Genomic DNA, 1224 nt, shown 5'->3' with positions numbered 1-1224 from the left:
GAGCGGGCGTTTTTGTTTTCAAGGATTAAGCACTAAGCAAGAATGCAAATAGGCCCACACCTAGAATCAGACGGTAAATCACGAATGGCGTCATGCCCATGCGTGAAATCATCTTCAAGAAGAAGTGGATACAGATGTATGCGCTAATAAATGAAGTCAGAATACCAGTCAGCAAAAAGCCTACGTGCACAGGCTCACCGCTGGTAACCAGCTTCATACCCAAGTAGCTACCAGCTAATGTGATGATAGGAATCGACATCAAAAATGAAAAACGCGCTGCCGCTTCACGAGTGAAGCCCAAATATAGAGCGGCAGTGATCGTTGCACCAGAACGTGAAGTTCCAGGGATCATCGCAAGTGCTTGAGCAATACCAATAAACACCGCTTTCTTCCAGCCAGTTTGGTACTCATCGGCAACAAGCTTGGCATTCTTATCCACCCACCAAAGCAACAAACCGAATACGATGGTGGTTGTCGCAATCACATAGGCACTGCGCAGGTAGACTTCGATAACGTCTTTCATCAGCAAACCGAACACACACGCCGGAATCGTGGCGATCACGATCATCCATGCCAGTTTTGCTTCTTTACTGCGGTCACCTTTGAAGATCGAAGCAAACAATGCTCGGAATAAAGTGATCACTTCGTGGCGGAAATAAATTACAACCGCCATCAATGTGCCGACGTGTACTGCCACATCAAACGCTAGACCTTGGTCGGCCCAGCCGAAAATGGCAGAGGGTAAGATCAAGTGCGCAGAGCTGGAAATGGGCAAAAACTCTGTCAGACCCTGAATCAGAGCCAAAATAAAGGCTTCAAAATAACTCATGTAAACAACTCAAATTTAAAGTGAAAAAGAAACTGGTTTGAGTGAATCAACTGGCTGCATAGCATGCCAAATGTCGGCTACAGTGCGTCCATCGCCGGGGATCACTAAATGAGGTTCGAGATCATACAAGGGCTTTGTGACAAAAGGATATTTGTAGATATCACTGCGAGGTAGCTCCGGTTTTTGTGCCGAGATGCACTCACCGAAGAGCACTATATCGAGATCCAGTGTTCGATCCTGATACTTTTGCGCATTTTCCTCACGCCCCCACTTATATTCAATCTCACGTAAGTGGTGACTCAACTCTTCGAGTGACAACTTTGTGCGCATCACATTCACAAAGTTGTAGAAGTTTTGTCTACTAAAACCGATTGCTTAACATTAGTCTATCGTTG

General features: G+C 45.8%; 1 protein-coding gene and 1 pseudogene. Both read right to left on the bottom strand.

From position 1 onward, the window contains the following. Nucleotides 1-25: 25 nt before the first annotated feature. The gene (locus R7M72_RS25105; protein ID WP_005479178.1) at nucleotides 26-829 is read right to left on the bottom strand and encodes an undecaprenyl-diphosphate phosphatase; all 804 of its coding nucleotides are present in this window, start codon (nucleotides 827-829) and stop codon (nucleotides 26-28) included. 15 nt (nucleotides 830-844) lie between these two features. After that, a pseudogene (folK, locus tag R7M72_RS25100) lies at nucleotides 845-1201 on the bottom strand (2-amino-4-hydroxy-6-hydroxymethyldihydropteridine diphosphokinase); the annotation flags it as partial. Between the last annotated feature and the right edge of the window lie 23 nt (nucleotides 1202-1224).

This window comes from Vibrio sp. YT-18 (genome assembly GCF_033337345.1).
GTDB lineage: Bacteria > Pseudomonadota > Gammaproteobacteria > Enterobacterales > Vibrionaceae > Vibrio > Vibrio alginolyticus.
Note: the sequence above shows the minus strand (reverse complement) of the source record. Positions and strands in the feature narration are given on the sequence as shown.

Excerpts from the sequence above, each read along its gene's own strand:
- R7M72_RS25105 (WP_005479178.1), bottom strand. The coding sequence starts at position 829 with ATGAGTTATTTTGAAGCCTTTATTTTGGCTCTGATTCAGGGTCTGACA.